This is a genomic window from Trabulsiella guamensis ATCC 49490, assembly GCF_000734965.1.
Lineage (GTDB): Bacteria > Pseudomonadota > Gammaproteobacteria > Enterobacterales > Enterobacteriaceae > Trabulsiella > Trabulsiella guamensis.
In genome coordinates, this window is record NZ_JMTB01000111.1 from 91,766 (window position 1) to 108,428 (window position 16,663).

The window sequence follows — 16,663 nt, forward strand, 5'->3', positions numbered from 1 at the left end:
TTCTTTTGCTTTTGTCCCGCCATTTGCGGGTCGGAAGCTCCGGAACGGCGTCAGTCCGTTCCTCGAAGGAATGATGAAAGAGGTATAACAAATGCAAGCTATTCCGATGACCTTACGTGGTGCCGAAAAACTGCGCGAAGAACTGGAGTACCTGAAATCCGTTCGTCGCCCTGAAATCATTGCGGCCATCGCCGAAGCCCGTGAGCACGGCGATCTGAAAGAAAATGCGGAATACCATGCTGCGCGTGAGCAGCAGGGTTTTTGCGAAGGCCGTATCAAAGACATCGAAGCGAAGCTGTCTAACGCGCAGGTCATCGACATCACCAAAATGCCGAAAAACGGCCGGGTGATATTTGGCGCGACAGTGAGCGTTCTGAACCTCGACAACGACGAAGAGCAGACCTACCGTATCGTGGGAGATGATGAAGCAGATTTTAAGCAGAATCTGATTTCTGTGAATTCGCCCATCGCACGCGGCCTGATCGGCAAAGAGCAGGATGACGTCGTGGTCATCCGTACGCCAGGTGGCGACGTCGAATATGAAATCATCAAGGTGGAATATCTGTGATTTCACCTCAGCACATGGCGTGTTGAAAGATTGTAAAGATAAGAAAAAGGCCGCGATGCGGCCTTTTAACAACGTAAAGAGCATGGCATTTTGCTCGTCTGCTCGCGGAACCCTCGTTTTACACAACCTTGTGTGCGACTTTAGGATATTCTTAGCGTGGCAATGAGATTTTTCGCTCTTTGGTTGGACGGTACAGAACCAGTGTTTTACCGATGACCTGGACATTGCAGGCGCCGGTTTCACGGACGATAGCTTCCACAATCAGGCTTTTCGTCTCACGGTCTTCAGAGGCGATCTTAATTTTGATCAGCTCGTGGTGATCCAACGCTTGTTCAATCTCGGCCAGTACCCCTTCGGTCAAACCATTATTGCCAAGCATAACAACTGGCTTGAGCGGATGTGCCAGACCCTTGAGGTGCTGTTTTTGTTTAGTACTCAGATTCATCGTATATTTTTACTTACGTTGGGATTGAAAACGGTACATTCTACCGCCATCTCCCTAATATCGCCAAATTGCCGCGTCGAAATTTACGTCGGTGTATACGATGAAACCGGATGGAAAGTTAAATGACAGGTAAAAAGCGTTCTGCCAGCTCCAGTCGCTGGCTCCAGGAACACTTTAGCGATAAATATGTTCAGCAGGCACAGAAAAAGGGGTTGCGTTCCCGTGCCTGGTTTAAACTTGATGAAATACAGCAAAGTGACAAGCTTTTTAAGCCGGGAATGACGGTGGTCGATCTCGGTGCGGCACCCGGTGGTTGGTCGCAATATGCGGTCACACAAATCGGCGGAACAGGCCGGATCATCGCGTGCGATCTTTTACCTATGGATCCTATCGTTGGAGTGGACTTCCTTCAGGGCGATTTTCGTGATGAATTAGTCCTGAAAGCGTTACTTGAGCGCGTGGGTGACAGTAAAGTACAAGTTGTCATGTCCGATATGGCACCGAACATGTGCGGAACCCCCGCGGTGGATATCCCGCGGGCCATGTATCTGGTGGAACTGGCGCTCGAAATGTGTCGGGATGTACTGGCGCCAGGCGGTAGTTTTGTAGTCAAAGTGTTCCAGGGCGAAGGTTTCGAGGAGTACCTAAGGGAAATTCGCTCCCTGTTTACGAAAGTGAAAGTTCGTAAGCCGGACTCTTCTCGCGCACGTTCGCGTGAAGTGTACATTGTAGCGACCGGGCGAAAATCTTAGACAGTGAATTTCAGGCGACATTTTGAAAGACGCTGGATATAGAGTATCCTGACGCTGTTTTTAACACAGTTGTAATAAGAGGTTAATCCCTTGAGTGACATGGCGAAAAACCTAATACTCTGGCTGGTCATTGCTGTTGTGCTGATGTCAGTGTTCCAGAGCTTTGGGCCCAGCGAGTCGAATGGCCGTAAGGTGGAATATTCTACCTTCCTGCAAGAGGTCAATAATGACCAGGTTCGCGAAGCGCGTATCAACGGACGTGAGATCAACGTTACCAAGAAAGATAGTAACCGTTACACGACTTACATTCCGGTTAACGATCCTAAGCTGCTTGATAACCTGCTGACCAAAAACGTCAAAGTGGTTGGTGAACCGCCGGAAGAGCCGAGCCTGCTGGCTTCTATCTTCATTTCCTGGTTCCCGATGCTGTTGTTGATTGGCGTCTGGATCTTCTTCATGCGCCAGATGCAGGGCGGTGGCGGCAAAGGGGCGATGTCGTTCGGTAAGAGCAAAGCCCGTATGCTGACAGAAGATCAGATCAAAACCACCTTCGCTGACGTCGCCGGTTGCGACGAAGCAAAAGAAGAGGTGGCGGAGCTGGTCGAATACCTGCGCGAGCCAAGCCGTTTCCAGAAACTGGGCGGTAAAATCCCGAAAGGCGTGCTGATGGTCGGCCCTCCGGGTACCGGTAAAACGCTGCTGGCGAAAGCGATCGCCGGTGAAGCGAAAGTACCGTTCTTTACGATTTCTGGTTCTGATTTCGTTGAAATGTTCGTGGGTGTCGGCGCCTCTCGTGTGCGTGACATGTTCGAACAGGCCAAGAAAGCGGCACCTTGCATTATCTTCATTGATGAAATCGATGCTGTGGGCCGTCAGCGTGGCGCCGGTCTTGGTGGCGGTCACGATGAACGTGAGCAGACTCTGAACCAGATGCTGGTTGAGATGGATGGGTTTGAAGGTAACGAAGGTATTATCGTTATCGCCGCAACTAACCGTCCGGACGTTCTGGATCCTGCGCTGCTGCGTCCTGGCCGTTTCGACCGTCAGGTGGTGGTTGGTCTGCCGGATGTTCGTGGTCGTGAGCAGATCCTGAAAGTGCATATGCGTCGCGTACCGCTGTCGCCGGACATTGATGCTGCGATTATTGCCCGCGGTACACCAGGCTTCTCGGGTGCGGATCTCGCTAACCTCGTGAACGAAGCCGCACTGTTTGCCGCTCGTGGCAACAAACGCGTAGTGTCGATGGTCGAATTCGAGAAAGCGAAAGATAAAATCATGATGGGCGCGGAACGTCGCTCCATGGTGATGACAGAAGCGCAGAAAGAATCTACAGCTTACCACGAAGCCGGTCACGCGATTATCGGTCGCCTGGTACCGGAACACGATCCGGTACACAAAGTGACGATTATCCCGCGTGGACGCGCGCTCGGTGTGACCTTCTTCCTGCCGGAAGGCGACGCAATCAGCGCCAGTCGTCAGAAACTGGAAAGCCAGATTTCAACGCTGTACGGTGGTCGTCTGGCGGAAGAGATCATCTACGGTGTGGAACATGTGTCTACTGGTGCGTCTAACGACATCAAAGTCGCGACTAACCTGGCGCGTAACATGGTGACGCAGTGGGGCTTCTCCGACAAACTCGGTCCGCTGCTGTATGCAGAGGAAGAGGGCGAAGTCTTCCTGGGTCGTTCCGTGGCAAAAGCCAAGCATATGTCCGATGAAACGGCGCGTATCATTGACCAGGAAGTGAAAGCGCTGATTGAACGTAATTACAATCGTGCTCGTCAGATCCTGAACGATAATATGGATATCCTGCATGCTATGAAAGATGCGCTCATGAAGTATGAGACCATCGATGCGCCGCAGATCGACGACCTGATGGCCCGTCGCGAAGTGCGCGCACCGGCAGGCTGGGAAGATCCCAATACGCCGAACAATTCTGACAATAACGGCACCCCGCGTGCGCCGCGTCCGGTCGATGAACCGCGTACGCCGAACCCGGGCAATACCATGTCAGAACAGTTGGGTGACAAATAAGTCATCGCTGTTGATGATGTGTTCTCTGTCTGAAACCCTGGGGCTTGCTCCGGGGTTTTTCTTATCCGAATAACCATAAAAATACCAGGGAAAAGACCATGAAACTGACGGCCCAGGGTGCAGAACTTGACCTCAATTTTCCTCATGTCATGGGGATCCTTAACGTTACGCCTGACTCCTTTTCCGATGGCGGCACGCACAACTCGCTGGTAGAGGCGGTCAAACATGCCAACCTGATGATTAACGCTGGCGCGACCATTATTGACGTGGGGGGGGAGTCAACACGCCCGGGTGCGGCAGATGTGAGTGTTGAAGAAGAACTGGCGCGCGTCATCCCGGTGGTTGCAGCCATCGCACAGCGCTTTGAAGTCTGGATTTCCGTCGACACCTCAAAACCGGAAGTGATCCGCGAATCCGCGAGAGTGGGCGCTCACATCATCAATGACATTCGTTCACTGACCGAGCCCGGCGCGCTGGAAGCGGCGGCAGAAACGGGGCTACCTGTCTGCCTGATGCATATGCAGGGTCAACCCAAAACCATGCAGGAAGCGCCACACTACGATGATGTTTTCACCGATGTAAATCGTTTCTTTATTGAGCAGATCGCACGCTGTGAGCGGGCGGGTATCGCAAAAGAGAAATTGTTGCTCGACCCGGGATTCGGTTTCGGTAAAAATCTCTCCCACAATTATGCTCTGCTTGCACGACTGTCTGAATTTCATCACTTTGGCCTGCCGTTGTTAGTGGGCATGTCGCGTAAGTCGATGGTGGGCCAGTTGTTGAATGTGGGGCCGTCTGAGCGTTTGAGTGGAAGCCTTGCCTGTGCGGTGATCGCGGCGATGCAGGGCGCACAAATCATTCGCGTCCATGATGTAAAAGAAACAGTAGAAGCGATGCGCGTAGTCGAAGCGACGCTGTCAGCAAGGGAAAATAAACGCTATGAGTAATCGTAAATATTTTGGCACCGATGGTATCCGTGGGCGTGTTGGCGACGCGCCAATTACCCCTGATTTCGTTCTGAAACTCGGCTGGGCGGCGGGTAAGGTGCTGGCGCGTCATGGATCGCGCAAAGTGATTATCGGTAAAGACACGCGTATTTCCGGCTATATGCTGGAGTCGGCGCTGGAGGCGGGACTGGCAGCCGCCGGGTTGTCTGCTTCATTCACCGGACCAATGCCAACACCGGCGGTGGCTTACCTGACGCGCACTTTCCGCGCTGAAGCTGGTATTGTCATTTCCGCTTCCCACAATCCGTATTACGACAACGGGATCAAATTCTTCTCCATCGACGGCACTAAACTGCCGGATGACGTTGAAGAAGCCATCGAAGCCGAGCTGGAAAAAGAGATCAGTTGCGTGGATTCCGCCGAACTTGGTAAGGCGAGCCGCATTGTGGATGCGGCGGGTCGTTACATTGAGTTCTGTAAAGCGACCTTCCCGAACGAATTAAGCCTGAACGGGCTGAAAGTGGTGGTTGATTGTGCGAACGGCGCGACCTACCACATAGCGCCGAGCGTGTTCCGCGAACTGGGCGCGAAAGTGATTACCATGGGCTGCGAGCCGGATGGGGTCAATATCAACGAAGGCGTGGGCGCAACAGATGTCCGTGCGTTACAGACCCGCGTTCTGGCAGAAAAAGCCGATCTCGGTATCGCGTTTGACGGCGATGGCGACCGCGTCATTATGGTCGATCACCAGGGCAACAAAGTCGATGGTGACCAGATCCTCTACATCATTGCCCGCGAAGGGCTGCGTCAGGGTCAGCTGCGCGGTGGCGCCGTAGGCACGCTGATGAGCAACATGGGGCTGGAGCTGGCGCTGAAACAGCTGGGTATTCCCTTCGCACGCGCCAAAGTTGGCGACCGCTATGTTCTGGAACTGCTACAGGAGAAAGGCTGGCGCATTGGTGCGGAAAACTCTGGTCACGTCATCCTGCTTGATAAAACCACCACCGGCGACGGTATTGTGGCTGGGCTGCAGGTCGTGGCGGCGATGGTACGTAACCATATGAGCCTGTACGATCTGTGTAGCGGAATGAAGATGTTCCCGCAGGTACTGGTCAACGTGCGCTACAGCGCAGATTCCGCGAACCCGCTGGAGAATGACACTGTGAAGAGTGTCACCGCGGAAGTCGAAACCGCGCTGGCGGGGCGTGGCCGCGTACTGCTGCGTAAATCCGGTACTGAACCGTTAATTCGCGTGATGGTGGAAGGCGAAGATGATGCTCAGGTTACTGCCTTTGCCCACCGTATCGCTGATGCAGTAAAAGCGGTGTAAAACGGCTTTCTAAGTGTTTAAAAAGGCGGCGCAAGTCGCTTTTTTTTCCGGCAATTATCCGCTTTTTGCTGTTTTTTTCCGCAGTTGGTACAATGCGCTTAATTTGCCCTTGCGAAGGTTATTCGCTTTGGTTAGTATTCACACCCGCTTCAGTGGGAAACGTTAAAACGCCCCGCTTTATTGGTTGAAGCAATTGGCATGCGGTCACCCCGCAAGGAACAGGTTGATTATGTACGAAGCTCTTTTGGTTGTTTTCCTTATTGTGGCGATTGGCCTGATTGGCCTGATCATGCTGCAGCAAGGTAAAGGCGCTGATATGGGAGCCTCCTTTGGAGCAGGTGCTTCCGCCACGTTATTTGGTTCTAGCGGTTCTGGTAACTTCATGACCCGTATGACCGCATTACTGGCGACGCTGTTCTTTATCATCAGCCTGGTTCTGGGTAACCTGAATACCAATAAAACCAGTAAAGGAAGCGAGTGGGAATCTCTGAGTGCGCCAGCGAAAACTGAGCAGACTCAGCCAGCAGCGCCGGCCCAGCCGAGCAGCGATATCCCGCGCTAATACAGTCGTGCCGAGGTGGTGGAATTGGTAGACACGCTACCTTGAGGTGGTAGTGCCCGATTGGGCTTACGGGTTCAAGTCCCGTCCTCGGTACCAATATTCCAGAAAAAGAGACATCAAAGATGTCTCTTTTTTGTATCTGAAGCCTGCGTAATTACTGGTTTTCTCCCTCGTTTTCTACTCTCCTGACCCGACGTTATTCAGGTAACGGCGCTGGCCGTTTGAAACGCCAGCGCTTTGCAAACTGTTCCAGAGAACAGCAGAGCAGGTAATAGACGACGCCGGTAAAGATAAAAATGGCTGCCGGGTAAATTTGTACCCGGTTGTTTACCTGTCCTGCAACCGTGGTCAGTTCGGGCACATTCACAATGAACGCCAGTGACGTATCTTTCAGCAGGCTGATAAAAATCCCCACCAGAGACGGAAGTATATTTCTCAAAGTCTGCGGCAGCAGCACACGCCACAACGTTTGTCGTGTACTGAATCCCTGAGACAAGGCTGCTTCGTACTGCCCTGACGGTAACGCTCTCAGACCGGCTAATACCGAATGCATCACCGATGCCGCCGTAAACCAGGCCAGCGCAAGTGTCACGGTGAGCGCCCCCGGAAGATCGCTTCCGGTGATAAGCGGCAGAAGATACCACATCCAGAAAATCACAAAGATGAGCGGAATGCCGCGGATCAGTTCTGCCCATAAAAAGAGCGCCTTGCGCACGATCCCGCTAAAACGCCAGGCCAAACACGCCAGCGCAATCCCGCCTGGCAGAGCAAAAAGTGCGGCCCCGAATGCCATCATTAACGAGAGCAATACCCCACCAGGTTCACCGGCGGCTGCGCGTCCCCACAGAAGATAATCCAGGTTATCGGCAATGACATTAAGCCCGGCAATCATGTTGTTCACTCCCTGTAGCGGCTATTGCCTGCCGTTTGCGTTTCGCTCCTGGACCGATGCGTACCAGGAGTGACCCCATGACTACACCCGTCAGAAGATAGAGCACAGTACCGATGGTAAAAGCCTCCAGCGCATGAGCGTTGTAGCTTTCGATTTGCCTGACCTGATAGGTCAGTTCGGCAAAGCCAATCCCGCTGGCGAGGGAGGAGAGCTTCATCAGGTTGAGATACTGCCCCACAACGGGCTGCCATGCGTTAGCCAGTCCCTGCGGCAGAAGGATGTAACGAAACAAACGCCACGGGGAGAATCCCTGCGCGAGTGCCGCTTCTCGTTGTCCGGCAGGGACAGAACGTAATCCTGACTCCACCTCCTCAATTAAAAATGCCGAGATGAATACCCCTAATCCCCAGGCAGAACATAGAAACTCGGGAGTAAACCACCAGACGCTACCGGGCAAAATCGACCAGTTGTGATCCGCATTCACCACATCTCTGAACACCTGGGGCAGCCAGTTCCAGGCGGCGAAATACCAGAACAGCAGTTGCACCAACAGCGGGGTATTGCGAAACAGCGAGACCCAGCCATTGACAACCGTGCTGCCGAAGCGTCTGCCTGAGAGGCGCAGAAGAAGAAAAAGCAGTGCAAGCAGGCTTGCCAGGAGCGCCCCGGCGAGCGTAACCCACAGGGTGGTGAGAAAACCGGATAAAATCCATTGCAGAGGCTGCCCGGTCAGCACGCCCTGCCAGTCGAGGGCGGGCATTACAGAAGCTCCTGATGCAACGGGTTCAGGACTTTTTGCAGAAACCGTTGCGCACGTGGATGTGATGGTTGCCTGAAAAATTGCTCCGGCGGTGCGGTTTCAAGAATTTGTCCACCATCGATAAAAACAATTCGGTCGGCGATTTCCCGGGCAAACTGCATCTCATGGGTAACCACAATCATAGTGATCCCACTATGGGCGAGGGCTTTCATCACCAACAGTACTTCACCAATCATCTCCGGATCCAGCGCAGAGGTGGGTTCATCGAACAGAATGATTTGCGGCGATGAGGCCAGGGCACGGGCAATTGCGACCCGCTGTTGCTGGCCGCCGGAAAGCTCAGCGGGGAAATGGTGGGCTTTTTCCAGCATCCCGACGTTTTCCAGCAGTGTCAGCGCGCGCTCCTGAGCTGGCCGGGGCTTCCAGCCGTGAACATGCTCCAGCGCCAGAGTGATGTTCTGACTGGCGGTGAGGTGGGCATAAAGATTGAATTGCTGGAACACAAACCCGACCCGGCTACGCAACTGACGTAGCCCGTTACCGGAAAGCCGCCCGGTAGGCTTGTTGTCGACCAGGATCTCCCCGCCACTCAGGTTTTCAAGCTGGTTGATAAGACGAATCAGGGTGGATTTACCGGAACCCGAAGGGCCGAGGATGGCAACCACTTCACCAGGCGTAATGGTGAGGTTAATGTCGTTTAAAACCTGATGGTCACCGTAGCGTTTGTTTACATCACGAAATTCGACGCTGGCCTGTTCCAGATGTGAAAAATCCGCGGTACTGGCCGCGGAGTGTGAAAATAAAGCTGAGAACATATTACTGGGCTTCTATTTTAAAGGCGCGAGGTTGTGGAGAAGGCGTGTCCGGACCAAACCAGACATCGTAGATTTTTGCCGCCTGACCATTCTTCTCAAGATTGACCAGCTCATTGTTGACCGCTTTTAGCAGTGCCGTTTCGCCTTTTTTCACCCCAACGCCAATCTCTTCTTTACTGAGCAGATCGGGCAAGATTTTAAAGTTCGCTTTATCCGGCGCCTGTGCCAGAAGACCTGCCAGAATCGTGCTGTCCTGGGTGATTGCCTGCACATTACCATTGCGCAGCGCTGTTAGCGCCAGTGGAATGTCGTCATAAGAGAGCACGCGGGATTGCGGAAAACGCTGGTGCAGCGCCTGTTCGCCCGTCGTTCCTTTAACCGCGCCGATTCGCGCCCGGCTATAGTCATCAAGCTTATCCGGTGATTTTGCCGGAACCAGGAATTGTTGGCCTGTGACGAAGTAAGGGGTGGAAAAATCAATCACCTGCGCCCGTTCCGGAGTAATGGTGATATCCGCCACGATCAAATCAGCTTTTCCGGACTGCAACAATGGAATGCGGTTAGCCGGGTTGGTGGCGACCAGTTCCAGTTTCACGCCAAGCGCTTTTGCCAGTGCTTTGGCGAAGTCCACATCGTAACCCTCGATCTCATGGGTTTTTGCATCTATTGAACCAAACGGCGGGTTAGCATCAAAAGTAGCGACTTTTACCACTCCTGCAGCCTTAATATCAGCCAGTTGATCAGCCTGTGCCTGGGTTGAAAGCAGGCTGCCAGCTGCCAGTAATCCCAGCACCAGTGCCCGTTTTTTAAACCATTTCATGTTTGCTGCCATAGTCATTGATCATCCCGTGTTTTTGTTTTGTTCCGTTACGCTCCCATAAGCGAAAGCTATCGACAAATAAGAAATCGTTCTTTGTTATTAGCAAAAAAGCATTAGTGAACAATGTGTTAAGAGCAGGTAAAAAAACGGGCGGCTATTTGCAAATCCTGCACATCGACAGTCGATATTGATATTTCCCCTGCACGGGTTTTGGGTATTTAACTTAGAGCAGGTTGAGTGAGAGGGTAAAGACGATGAAAAAGTGGATAAGCACGTTACGGCGGTTTTTTGCGACCCGACCAGTGAATACGGAGAACAGCGCGCAACGTGTTCTTGAGTCAATACTCCCTGTCGCCAGCCTGTATGGTGTGGATATAGCCAACATTGATCCGGAGTGGTTCCATGATAAAACGCCACGCTGAACTGCGCCGCACGCGTGAAATGTACTGGAATGAGCTGTGCATTGCATTGCTCCTCTGAACATCTCAGTGCCGCCTTGTTTTTTGGGAGCGTAATGTGGCATGAAGTTGCACACGCCACATCGGGTTCCATACTTCGGTAAGGCTTAATCTGTGCCTGTCTCTCGCCGGGTTACCAGTATCCCAGCAAGTGCCACCAGAAAGCCCCGGTCACAGCCCAGATTGTCAGGTTCACCACACTCATCACCAGCCCTGTCTTCCACCATTCCGCAAGCGTGACATAGCCAGAGCCAAAAATAATCGGCGCAGTGCCTGTGCCATAGTGGGTAAGTGACATCATCAGCGAGGATGCGAAGCCGAGCATCAGGCCAAGCAGGGCGGGCGGCGCGCCAAGGCCTAATCCTGCGATGAAAAAGGCAGAGAACATGGCCGTGATATGTGCCGTCGTACTGGCGAAAAAGTAGTGGGAATAGACATACAGCAGAATCAACAGCAGTGTTGCGATACTCCAGTGAACACCAAGATGATCGATCGCCGTTCCAATGCTCATTGCCAGCCAACTCACCAGCCCCAGTTTGCTAAGAAAATCGGCCATCATCACCAGTGCCGCAAACCAGACGATGGTATCCCAGGCGCCACGACACTTAAGAATGTCCTCCCAGGTTAATACACCCGTGAGCAACAGAATCGATAACCCGATGAGCGCCGCGCTGGTTGGGTTAACGGTCCAGCTGTTACCCATGATCATCGCAGGGACGCCTGCCCACAGACAGAGCAGCAGAATGAAAACCCCCAGCGTTATCTTCTCAGCTAACGACAGGGGACCAAGCGCATCCAGTTTCTGCCGGGCGAATTGTGGTGCATCTGGCGTACGGGTAATCGCTGGCGGATAGAGCCACCAGATGACGACGGGCATCACCATCAGCGAGACCACGGCGGGAAGGAGTGCGGCAATCGCCCACATTCCCCAGGTCATATTCAGTACGCCATCCGTCCCCTTTGTCAGAAAGCTGACAATCAGTGGGTTTGGCGCTGTTGCAGTGATAAACATCGCCGAGCTGATTGGGTTAATGTTGTAATTCACCAGCGCCAGATAACGTCCCGTTGAACCTTTTTCAGTATGACCCGGCGGAGAGCCGAGACTGTCCGCTATCGCGCGCATGACCGGGTGGATAATCCCGCCACCACGCGCGGTATTGCTTGGCGTGACGGGGGCAATCAGCGTTTCGGCAAGTGTTAATGCCCACGCAATACCTAAGGTTCTCTTGCCAAACATCGCAATGAAACCGTAACCAATGCGCGCACCGAGTCCCGTTTTCAACAGGCTCTGCGACAGCATGATCGATAAGCCAATGAGCCAGATCAACTGATTGGAAAAACCGCTTAGCGCGTCGTTAAGCGCTGCAGACGGTTTACCGGGGTTCGTCACGCCGGTAATAGCCACCAGCATGATGGCCACAATTGCAATCGCCCCAATGGGCATGGCTTTACCGATAATGGCCGCGATAGTGCCGATGAACAGCGCCAGCAGATGCCATGCCTGCAAGGTCACGTCCGCAGGGCAAGGGATGACATACCAGATGGTCAGAGTAATAACAATTGAGACGATGGCTGGCCGAGAGCGAATGGGGGTTAATCTTTCCATGGATCAATCCTTGAGTTTCCTGCACATGAATATGCGCTTTTAATACTATCGGCCCTTCGTAAGGGTAAAACGCACCGTCCTCTCACAAAACCAAAAAATCATCAGTTGTAATCATGTTGATAGGATTTAATGTCATATTTTCTCTGCGGTTTGTGCCGTTTTTATTTGGAAGAAAATACCACCAAATAATAATCAGTTAAAAAAGTTTCTGAATTCGCTTAACGTGAACTCGCGTGCTACCTGCCTTTCCAGTAATTTCTGCTGTCGCCTTAGAGTCACATCATTTTCTGTAATTTTTTCTGTGAGTCAGTTTCAAATTTCCTGTCGATTTCGTCGTGCATAAATATCAAGCGATAAAATGACCCTGCGATAAGAATTTATTTCTTTTTTTAGTGAAAGTGAAGATTAATGATTTTCAGGAATGTGATTTAGTAAAATTCTTTATATTCAATTTGTGATTGGCGCTATGTTTTTTTACTTTTAAAGACTTATTCTTTGTGGGTATATTCAAATAGCTGGAGGTTATATGGGCATTAGTCGTCGTTCTTTTCTACAGGGGATCGGTATCGGCTGTTCTGTCTGTGCTGTCGGGAATTTTCCACCCGGCGCGCTGGCCCGTAATCCCCAGTTAGCCATTACCGGGAAAACCACATTTACGCCAAGTTTATGCGAGATGTGTTCCTATCGCTGTCCAATTCAGGCAAAAACCATCAGCAACAAAGCGGTATTTATACAGGGAAATACTGAGGCCCCCTTGCAGGGAACCCGGGTATGCGCCCGCGGCGGAAGCGGTATCAGCCTCGTCAATGACCCGAATCGAATTGTAAAACCCATGAAACGATCTGGTCCACGCGGCAGCGGAGAGTGGCAGGTCATCAGCTGGCAGCAGGCGTATCAGGAAATCGCCGGGAAAATGAAGGCGATCAAAACACAGTACGGCGCCGAAAGCATCGCTTTTACTTCGAAGTCTGGTTCGCTTGCCGGGCATCTGTTCTATCTGGCAAAAGTCTTTGGATCGCCAAATACCTTCACACATGCATCCACTTGCCCTGCCGGAAAAGCGGTGGCCGCAACGATCATGGCGGGAGGAGATCTGGCGATGGATCTCGCAAATTCGCAGTATATCCTCTCGTTTGGCCACAACCTGTACGAAGGCATCGAAGTGGCTGAAACCCATGAACTGATGAACGCACAGGCTAAAGGGGCGAAGCTGGTCAGTTTTGATCCGCGACTGTCTGTGCTCTCCAGTAAGGCCGATGAATGGTACGCCATCCGTCCCGGCGGCGACTTGCCAGTACTGATGGCGATGTGTCACGTCATGATTACTGAGAAATTGTATGACGCTTCTTTCGTTGAAAAGTATACCACCGGGTTTGACGCACTGAGTGATGCTGTCAGCCAGACCACCCCGGCCTGGGCGGAGATGCATTCTGATGTTCCTGCTGATGTCATTTTTCGCATAACAAGAGAAATCGCCGCAAAAGCCCCTCATGCACTGGTTAGCCCCGGACACCGGGCAACGTATTCCCAGGAAGAGATTGATATGCGCAGGATGATTTTTGTCCTGAACGTCCTGCTGGGAAATATTGAGAAAGAAGGTGGGATGTATCAGAAAAAAGGTGCCGGAACCTATAACAAGCTGGCGGGCGTGAAGGTTGCGCCAGTGCTCGCCAGTCCGGACGTCAGTAACGTAGCGAAGATCGCGGCGAAGCGTATCGACCTGGTCGAGCCTCAGTACAAGTTTATCGCCGCTGGCGGTGGGGTTTTGCAGAGTATCATTAATGCCTCGCTGACCCAAAAACCCTATCCCCTTAAAGGATGGATTATGTCCCGCCACAACCCGCTGCAGACGGTGACCTGTCGTCCCGACCTGGTCAAAACACTGGAACAGATGGATCTGGTGGTCAGTTGCGATGTCTATCTGAGTGAAAGTGCGGCGTATGCGGATTATTTGCTGCCAGAATGTACTTACCTCGAGCGTGACGAAGAAGTGACGGACATGTCAGGCCTGAACCCTGCTTACGCGCTGCGTCAGCAGGTGGTGGACCCCGTCGGGGAGGCCCGCCCGAGCTGGCAGATCTGGAAAGAGCTGGCCGTGGAACTTGGTCTTGGACAGTATTACCCCTGGCAGGATATGCAGACACGGCAACTTCATCAACTGAATGGCGATCATGGCTTATATAACACGCTCCACGAGAAAGGCTATCTGAACTGGGGCGTTCCGTTGTTATATCGCGAGGCCGAGTCCGTCCGCAATTTCATGAAGAAGTACCCCTCCGCAGTGATGGCTGACGGTGACGGGACTTACGGCAACCAACTGAAGTTTAAAACGCCGAGTGGAAAAATTGAGCTCTACTCCGATCAACTTGAAAAATTACTGCCTGACTATGGGATCCCACGGGCAAGACTTCTGGCGCTGAAAAATGACGAAGAGCTCTACTTTATTCAGGGCAAAGTAGCCGTTCATACCAATGGCGCAACGCAATATGTGCCGCTGCTCAGCGAATTAATGTGGGATAACGCAGTCTGGATCCACCCCCAGACTGCGAATCAAAGAGGCATTCGCAACGGAGATGAGGTCTGGCTGGAAAACAGTACGGGTAAAGAGAAAGGCAGGGCGCTTATTACCTCCGCGATCCGCCAGGACACCCTCTTTGTCTATATGGGGTTTGGCTCAAAAGCGGGTGCGAAAACGGCCGCGACGGTTCACGGTATCCACTGCGGTAATTTGCTGCCAAACGTAACGAGTCCGGTCACCGGCACGGTTGTGCATACGTCTGGTGTCACCCTGCGTCGTGTATGAAAAAGGAGTTCACGATGAATTCTTCAGATAATCAGTATGTTATGTTACACGATGAGCAGCGGTGTATCGGCTGTCAGGCCTGTACCGTTGCCTGTAAAGTGCTGAACGATATCCCGGAAGGATACAGCCGCGTGCAGGTGCAGATCCTCCATCCACAGTCCGAAGAGAACCCTTCCTCGCATTTCAAGTTTGTCAGGGTTTCATGCCAGCATTGCGCAGATGCACCCTGCGTTAGCGTTTGCCCGACCGGAGCGTCGTTCCGTGACGAAAATGGCATTGTCCAGGTGGATAAATCGCAGTGCATCGGATGCGATTATTGTGTGGCCGCCTGCCCGTTCCATGTGCGTTACCTTAACCCCCGGACCGGTATTGCGGATAAATGTAATTTCTGTTCGGATACTCGCCTTGCAGAAGGGGAGGCTCCGGCGTGTGTCTCCGTTTGTCCGACCGATGCTCTGACTTTCGGAAAACTGAATGAACCGGCTATCCAGCGCTGGATAGCCCGTAACGATATTTATCGTCAGCAGAATGAACAAAGTGGGGATGTGAGCCTGTTCCGGCACAAAGAAGTTCATCAGGAGGTGCGCAAATGAATACTATTTGGGGAGCGGAACTAAACTATGCACCGGATTACTGGCCACTATGGCTCGTTTATGCCGGGATCATCGTCCTGTTGTTTATTGCCGGGTTGCTATTACATGCCTTATTACGTCGCTTTCTGGCGCCGAAAGCTGCGGAAGATGGAATTGAAGTGCGCGAGTATCTTTATCCTCTCTACGTCCGCTGCTGGCACTGGGGAAATGCCTTGCTGTTTATTCTTTTGTTGCTGACTGGCCTTGCGGGGCATTTTACCGTCGGGTCGGTGCCTTTTATGGTGGAGGTACACCGAATATGCGGGTTTGTGTTAGTGGCTTTCTGGTTCGTCTTTGTCCTGATTAATCTGTTCAGTCGCAACGGACAACATTACCGGGTACGTCTGGCCGGAATGATTTCTCGCTGTTTTCTGCAGATTCGTTATTATCTGTACGGCATTATGAAAGGGGAACCGCACCCGTTTGAGGCCACTGAAACGCAAAAATTCAACCCCCTGCAGCAGCTCGGGTATCTGGCGATTATGTATTTACTGGTGCCGTTATTAATCATTACTGGCCTGCTGTGTCTCTGGCCAGTTGCGGGTTTTGGTGGGCCAATGATGCTGATGTTGCATTTTGCGCTGGGCATCGCAGGGCTGATGTTTATCTGTGTTCACATCTATCTCTGTACCCTGGGAGATACGCCAGCACAAATTTTTCGCAGCATGATCGATGGTTACCATCGGCACCGCAGTCATGAAAGACAAGAACGGTAGCAACAAGTAAGCATAGCAATACGCTGTTGTAGCTTATGTTAACAATGCCCGCTGTCGCTGGGGAGTAATATCCCTGGTGGCTACGCGGGTATTTTTATTGTAATGAATGATTACGATGTAATCGACCATGGCAATAAAGCGAGTTTTGTTTTTATAAAAATAAACATCCGATACTTGATAAATTATATATCTGCATATACCTATATTTATTCATGGTGATTTGGAAGGGATAATTTTCAAAATAAATTTTTAACCCTGGTGGTGTTCGTATTTTCTATTACGGGGTTGATTATTTTTTCTCTATAATGCTTATTTTTTATTGGAATGGTGTTTATTTGGCTGTTTCTTTGCTATAAGCGCTAATGCTTTATATGGCATGCAATTATGTAAAGTGGTCCTGATGCGTGCTTTATTAACTCATTGAATATTAATTTTTATATCTCATCTTTAACAGCTTAAAGAAGGAAGGTCATACTTCCTGTTCGAGTGGAACGTTTCATAGCATGACATCTGGAGTCATATA

The 16,663-nt window shown here is 51.8% G+C and carries 16 protein-coding genes and 1 tRNA gene; 11 read left to right on the forward strand and 6 right to left on the reverse strand.

Features of this window, described 5'->3' with window-relative positions:
• The first annotated feature begins 91 nt into the window (after nt 1–91).
• Nucleotides 92–568, forward strand: coding sequence for a transcription elongation factor GreA (gene greA, locus GTGU_RS19095; RefSeq protein ID WP_038160898.1), 477 nt, complete (start codon nt 92–94; stop codon nt 566–568).
• Between the two features lie 151 nt (nt 569–719).
• On the opposite strand, the gene yhbY is transcribed toward greA, so the two are convergent.
• Nucleotides 720–1,013 (reverse strand): ribosome assembly RNA-binding protein YhbY, encoded by a 294-nt coding sequence (yhbY, locus tag GTGU_RS19100; protein ID WP_038160901.1) that lies wholly within the window; start codon nt 1,011–1,013, stop codon nt 720–722.
• A gap of 122 nt (nt 1,014–1,135) precedes the next feature.
• On the opposite strand from yhbY, the gene rlmE reads away from it, so the two are divergent.
• From rlmE to GTGU_RS19130, 6 genes are all read left to right on the forward strand, one after another.
• Nucleotides 1,136–1,765: a 23S rRNA (uridine(2552)-2'-O)-methyltransferase RlmE gene (gene rlmE, locus GTGU_RS19105; protein WP_038160905.1), complete on the forward strand. Its 630-nt coding sequence runs from the start codon at nt 1,136–1,138 to the stop codon at nt 1,763–1,765.
• Nucleotides 1,766–1,864: 99 nt separating this feature from the next.
• A complete protein-coding gene (ftsH, locus tag GTGU_RS19110; RefSeq protein ID WP_038160907.1) occupies nt 1,865–3,799 on the forward strand; it encodes an ATP-dependent zinc metalloprotease FtsH in 1,935 nt (644 codons plus the stop codon).
• A 98-nt stretch (nt 3,800–3,897) separates the two neighbouring features.
• Nucleotides 3,898–4,746: a dihydropteroate synthase gene (gene folP, locus GTGU_RS19115; RefSeq protein ID WP_038160910.1), complete on the forward strand. Its 849-nt coding sequence runs from the start codon at nt 3,898–3,900 to the stop codon at nt 4,744–4,746.
• Nucleotides 4,739–6,076 (forward strand): phosphoglucosamine mutase, encoded by a 1,338-nt coding sequence (gene glmM, locus GTGU_RS19120; RefSeq protein ID WP_038160912.1) that lies wholly within the window; start codon nt 4,739–4,741, stop codon nt 6,074–6,076. The genes folP and glmM overlap by 8 nt, the downstream gene beginning before the upstream one ends.
• Before the next feature lie 229 nt (nt 6,077–6,305).
• Nucleotides 6,306–6,638, forward strand: a complete 333-nt coding sequence (secG, locus tag GTGU_RS19125) for a preprotein translocase subunit SecG (RefSeq protein WP_038160915.1) — start codon at nt 6,306–6,308, stop codon at nt 6,636–6,638.
• 9 nt (nt 6,639–6,647) lie between these two features.
• Nucleotides 6,648–6,734: transfer RNA gene (locus tag GTGU_RS19130), tRNA-Leu, on the forward strand.
• Nucleotides 6,735–6,834: 100 nt separating this feature from the next.
• On the opposite strand, the gene GTGU_RS19135 is transcribed toward GTGU_RS19130, so the two are convergent.
• From GTGU_RS19135 to GTGU_RS19150, 4 genes are read right to left on the reverse strand one after another with little or no spacing between them, the layout of a single operon-like run.
• Nucleotides 6,835–7,530, reverse strand: coding sequence for an amino acid ABC transporter permease (locus GTGU_RS19135; protein WP_038160917.1), 696 nt, complete (start codon nt 7,528–7,530; stop codon nt 6,835–6,837).
• The gene (locus GTGU_RS19140; protein WP_038160920.1) at nt 7,514–8,290 is read right to left on the reverse strand and encodes an amino acid ABC transporter permease; all 777 of its coding nucleotides are present in this window, start codon (nt 8,288–8,290) and stop codon (nt 7,514–7,516) included. Before GTGU_RS19140 ends, GTGU_RS19135 begins: the two co-directional genes overlap by 17 nt.
• Nucleotides 8,290–9,105: an amino acid ABC transporter ATP-binding protein gene (locus tag GTGU_RS19145; RefSeq protein WP_038160923.1), complete on the reverse strand. Its 816-nt coding sequence runs from the start codon at nt 9,103–9,105 to the stop codon at nt 8,290–8,292. The genes GTGU_RS19140 and GTGU_RS19145 overlap by 1 nt, the downstream gene beginning before the upstream one ends.
• Nucleotide 9,106: 1 nt before the next feature.
• Nucleotides 9,107–9,937: an ABC transporter substrate-binding protein gene (locus tag GTGU_RS19150; protein ID WP_425427498.1), complete on the reverse strand. Its 831-nt coding sequence runs from the start codon at nt 9,935–9,937 to the stop codon at nt 9,107–9,109.
• A gap of 242 nt (nt 9,938–10,179) precedes the next feature.
• Between GTGU_RS19150 and GTGU_RS26145 the strand changes: the two genes are divergently transcribed.
• A complete protein-coding gene (locus GTGU_RS26145) occupies nt 10,180–10,347 on the forward strand; it encodes a hypothetical protein (RefSeq protein ID WP_169741188.1) in 168 nt (55 codons plus the stop codon).
• Between the two features lie 169 nt (nt 10,348–10,516).
• Here GTGU_RS26145 and GTGU_RS19155 read toward each other — a convergent pair whose 3' ends face one another.
• Nucleotides 10,517–11,989, reverse strand: coding sequence for a DASS family sodium-coupled anion symporter (locus GTGU_RS19155; protein WP_038160926.1), 1,473 nt, complete (start codon nt 11,987–11,989; stop codon nt 10,517–10,519).
• A gap of 526 nt (nt 11,990–12,515) precedes the next feature.
• Between GTGU_RS19155 and phsA the strand changes: the two genes are divergently transcribed.
• From phsA to phsC, 3 genes are read left to right on the forward strand one after another with little or no spacing between them, the layout of a single operon-like run.
• Nucleotides 12,516–14,792 carry a thiosulfate reductase PhsA gene (phsA, locus tag GTGU_RS19160; protein WP_038160929.1) on the forward strand — a complete coding sequence of 759 codons (2,277 nt, stop codon included), beginning with the start codon at nt 12,516–12,518 and terminating at the stop codon, nt 14,790–14,792.
• Nucleotides 14,793–14,806: 14 nt separating this feature from the next.
• Nucleotides 14,807–15,385 (forward strand): 4Fe-4S dicluster domain-containing protein, encoded by a 579-nt coding sequence (locus tag GTGU_RS19165; protein ID WP_038160932.1) that lies wholly within the window; start codon nt 14,807–14,809, stop codon nt 15,383–15,385.
• Nucleotides 15,382–16,140: a thiosulfate reductase cytochrome B subunit gene (gene phsC / locus GTGU_RS19170; RefSeq protein WP_038160936.1), complete on the forward strand. Its 759-nt coding sequence runs from the start codon at nt 15,382–15,384 to the stop codon at nt 16,138–16,140. Before GTGU_RS19165 ends, phsC begins: the two co-directional genes overlap by 4 nt.
• Nucleotides 16,141–16,663: the final 523 nt, after the last annotated feature.

Excerpts from the sequence above, each read along its gene's own strand:
- rlmE (WP_038160905.1), top strand. The coding sequence starts at position 1,136 with ATGACAGGTAAAAAGCGTTCTGCCAGCTCCAGTCGCTGGCTCCAGGAA.
- secG (WP_038160915.1), top strand. The coding sequence starts at position 6,306 with ATGTACGAAGCTCTTTTGGTTGTTTTCCTTATTGTGGCGATTGGCCTG.
- folP (WP_038160910.1), top strand. The coding sequence starts at position 3,898 with ATGAAACTGACGGCCCAGGGTGCAGAACTTGACCTCAATTTTCCTCAT.
- GTGU_RS19165 (WP_038160932.1), top strand. The coding sequence starts at position 14,807 with ATGAATTCTTCAGATAATCAGTATGTTATGTTACACGATGAGCAGCGG.
- phsC (WP_038160936.1), top strand. The coding sequence starts at position 15,382 with ATGAATACTATTTGGGGAGCGGAACTAAACTATGCACCGGATTACTGG.
- GTGU_RS19140 (WP_038160920.1), bottom strand. The coding sequence starts at position 8,290 with ATGCCCGCCCTCGACTGGCAGGGCGTGCTGACCGGGCAGCCTCTGCAA.
- greA (WP_038160898.1), top strand. The coding sequence starts at position 92 with ATGCAAGCTATTCCGATGACCTTACGTGGTGCCGAAAAACTGCGCGAA.
- phsA (WP_038160929.1), top strand. The coding sequence starts at position 12,516 with ATGGGCATTAGTCGTCGTTCTTTTCTACAGGGGATCGGTATCGGCTGT.
- ftsH (WP_038160907.1), top strand. The coding sequence starts at position 1,865 with ATGGCGAAAAACCTAATACTCTGGCTGGTCATTGCTGTTGTGCTGATG.
- GTGU_RS19145 (WP_038160923.1), bottom strand. The coding sequence starts at position 9,105 with ATGTTCTCAGCTTTATTTTCACACTCCGCGGCCAGTACCGCGGATTTT.
- GTGU_RS19155 (WP_038160926.1), bottom strand. The coding sequence starts at position 11,989 with ATGGAAAGATTAACCCCCATTCGCTCTCGGCCAGCCATCGTCTCAATT.
- GTGU_RS26145 (WP_169741188.1), top strand. The coding sequence starts at position 10,180 with ATGAAAAAGTGGATAAGCACGTTACGGCGGTTTTTTGCGACCCGACCA.
- GTGU_RS19135 (WP_038160917.1), bottom strand. The coding sequence starts at position 7,530 with ATGATTGCCGGGCTTAATGTCATTGCCGATAACCTGGATTATCTTCTG.
- yhbY (WP_038160901.1), bottom strand. The coding sequence starts at position 1,013 with ATGAATCTGAGTACTAAACAAAAACAGCACCTCAAGGGTCTGGCACAT.
- glmM (WP_038160912.1), top strand. The coding sequence starts at position 4,739 with ATGAGTAATCGTAAATATTTTGGCACCGATGGTATCCGTGGGCGTGTT.
- GTGU_RS19150 (WP_425427498.1), bottom strand. The coding sequence starts at position 9,937 with ATGGCAGCAAACATGAAATGGTTTAAAAAACGGGCACTGGTGCTGGGA.